Origin of the sequence: Bathymodiolus platifrons methanotrophic gill symbiont (genome assembly GCF_002189065.1) — a bacterium.
Taxonomy (GTDB): Bacteria; Pseudomonadota; Gammaproteobacteria; order Methylococcales; family Methylomonadaceae; genus Methyloprofundus.
This window is the reverse complement of the sequence record NZ_BDMN01000475.1, coordinates 1-2,875: the sequence shown is the minus strand read 5'-3', so window position 1 is coordinate 2,875 and position 2,875 is coordinate 1. Positions and strand designations below refer to the sequence as shown.

The 2,875-nt window shown below is 39.4% G+C and carries 2 protein-coding genes; one reads left to right on the top strand and one right to left on the bottom strand.

Annotated elements, in window-relative coordinates; genetic code table 11:
* Nucleotides 1-180 precede the first annotated feature (180 nt).
* The gene (locus tag CDZ78_RS19525; protein ID WP_244559302.1) at nucleotides 181-2,445 is read left to right on the top strand and encodes a hypothetical protein; all 2,265 of its coding nucleotides are present in this window, start codon (nucleotides 181-183) and stop codon (nucleotides 2,443-2,445) included.
* Nucleotides 2,446-2,622: 177 nt separating this feature from the next.
* Here CDZ78_RS19525 and CDZ78_RS19520 read toward each other — a convergent pair.
* Nucleotides 2,623-2,875, bottom strand: a 253-nt coding sequence (locus tag CDZ78_RS19520; protein ID WP_174664599.1) for a recombinase family protein, incomplete at its 5' end; no start/stop codon positions are given.

Sequence of the window (2,875 nt, the reverse complement as noted above, 5' to 3'; positions counted from 1 at the left end):
TAGTGTTGGTAAGGGGTGGATAACATCTTTTCGTTATCCATGCTTTATCAACACGTCCCGTAGGGAGCCAATATATTCCCCACATGAACGGGTCAAAACTTGCAAAATGCGCCTTGTAGGCATTACAGGGGCTAAAATTACTTGTATGCGAACGTGAAAAACAAAATAGGACGATTAGCTATGGCGATCAACGATGAGAATATACATGACAAGGATAAAAAAGCCTTAAAACATTTCTTAAAAGGTAAAGAAATATGGAACGAATATGTTAAGAGTCACTCAGAGAAGGTGGATTTTTATGCGGTGAATTTTTCAAATTTAAAAGACATGAAAAAACATGCTTTGAATATGCGAAGCCTAATTTTAGGCATGCCGGCTAAAGAACTCCTTGGATACATCTACACGCGTATGCTGAAAGACTCCGATGATGATTTAGTAGGGAATATCCAATTTCTACTGGAATACGTGCACGCCACGCTAGCCTCAGCGGAAGAACCCGCGGAAGTTATTTTTGATGAGGCGAAAGTTCAGGAGCTGTTAAAACTTAGCCGTGAGTTGAAAGAGAAAGCGTTGCTCTTCTCTATTGAATCATCTCTTGATACAGAAAACAGACACTTCAAAGATAATACGGCGGATATAGAGTTTTACTTAAAATCGAAGTGGGTTAGCATCCGAGGGAATCGTTATCAGGCTTTAGAAGGTGAATTCTACAGCTACGTACTTGCTCCACACAATGATGCTCTTGAAGACGCCTATGGAGTCGGAGCAACTAAGATTTCGGAAGGATTCCAAGATATAGCTAGTGCTTTCCGTATGGGAATTACGAACGCTCAGGAAATACTTAAGAAACAGTATAAAGATTATCTAAATTTTGCTACGGAGCAGCATGGGAAACCCCAGCAAGATATTAAGGAAATGTATGAGCAGATAAATTCAGATAAACGTAAAGCTAAGAATCTAGCTCTCGACGACTTACTTGAAGGTGGTATCGGCAATGTTAGCCGCCATACTAAATTACCATCATGCCTATTGGAGGATTTAGCTTATCAACGGGGTGAAGAAACTGATTTCTTTACTGAAGATAATTTTGCAGGAACACCATATGCGACACTACCCGTTCGAAAGAAACCTTTGATCAAACTTGGTTTGGAGTACTACGCTATTGACCCCTGTTTCATTCGGGATGCAGGGTATCGTGCACTTATTTTCAAATTATTGGAGAGGAAACCAAAATACAAGGAGACTTTCAAAGAAAACCAGAAAATAATGAGTGAAGAAGCGTTTCCAGACATACTTAGGGACCAGTTTCCTAGAGCAAAAGTTTATAAGGAGGTGTATTACAAAGAACCAGATACTAGACAATGGGTCGAAAACGATACCGTAGTTATAGTCGATGATGTTCTCTACCTCATTGAAGCTAAAGCAGGTGCGCAAGCTACTATTGATTCGCCTGCGCTCAATTTTGAGAGACACAGTCAGTCAGTAAACGACTTAATTATTAAGGCTTACAAACAATGCGAGCGTTTTTTTAAGTATCTAGATTCTGATGACGAAGTATGTCTCTATAATTTAGATAACGGAAAGCATGAAGAGATTGCGCGAGTTCGTCTTTCAGATTATCGTATGATAGTACCTATTGGGCTGACTGTTGAGTCGTTTGCGCCATTATCTTCTTTTTACAAGTTTAAAAAGATTCTCGGGAAACATGCTTTTATATCAATATCGATTGACGATCTGTTTGTTTTAAAACGTATTCTCCCTACCCCAGGTATATTTTCGCATTATATAGAGTTTCGACAGTCTATGGCTGGCATAAGCAACACTTATCTGTATGACGAATTCGCTCACCTTGGAACTTATATAACTTATAACCGATATGATCAAAAGATCAAGGAAGGTAAGCATGATTGGATGATTATGACTGATATGTCCGATTTGATTGACAAATTCTTCGAAAGTGAAAGCTGGGAAACCGACCCCGTGCCGATTCAAGAGTTCCCTGATGAGGTTTTTAAATTGCTTAAAGCATTAGACACGACCCAATCACCTGGATGGTTATTAGCTGAAAGCCTTATTCGAGATTATGGTGAACAACAACGCAAGGAGCTTGCTAATTGTCTTTCAACGATAAGAAAAACAACTATGAAAAATCCTTCAGGTTACTTTGTATACGCTTACGGTGATAAATTACTCTTTGTCTGGATGCAAAAATCTCACCATGATATTGAATGGAAAAATGTAAAAGACAAAGGAAGCTCAGTTGCTCTGTGTGATAATAATCGACTCAACATGATTGGCATACTGATTGAGGTTGCTACAGATGGTATTTATGACAACGCGCAATATTTTAAAGTTAACGTTCCGTCTGTTCAAACTAAGGAAAACGAACATATCTTTGACGATGCTAAACTCATGAACTCGCGAAAAAATAGAAAATACCCTTAAATTTTTTAGAGGTGATGGGTTATGAGGCGCGTCCCATGTTAAACGGTGAGCTGGACGAAAGTGGACAATTTCCTCACGATCATCCTGGAAACGTAAGGCTGCAACCTGCATACATCTTGCCATTGGCGGGAATCTTACTTTTGCAAGTTTGTGCTTTGTTAGCCACTCCTAAAATGCTTATTTTTGTCGGTCAATAATATTCTTCACTGTTGATGCGTGCCATTGCCCCCCGCGCCTCGTTTTTACGCCTAGTTTATTTAATTCATTAGCCACATTCCCCATTGATAAACCTTTAATCCGATACCCCTCGATAATGTCGATTACGGTTCTAGCGAAGTCACTGGCTAGCTTCTTGTTTATTGCATTGCTCTTTAGCCGTGCTTCATCTAAATTTGTTTGATTACCTAGTTGAACCCCTCGCGCCTTTAAT

Coding starts and splice junctions, on each gene's coding strand:
- CDZ78_RS19525 (WP_244559302.1), top strand. CDS start 181: ATGGCGATCAACGATGAGAATATACATGACAAGGATAAAAAAGCCTTA.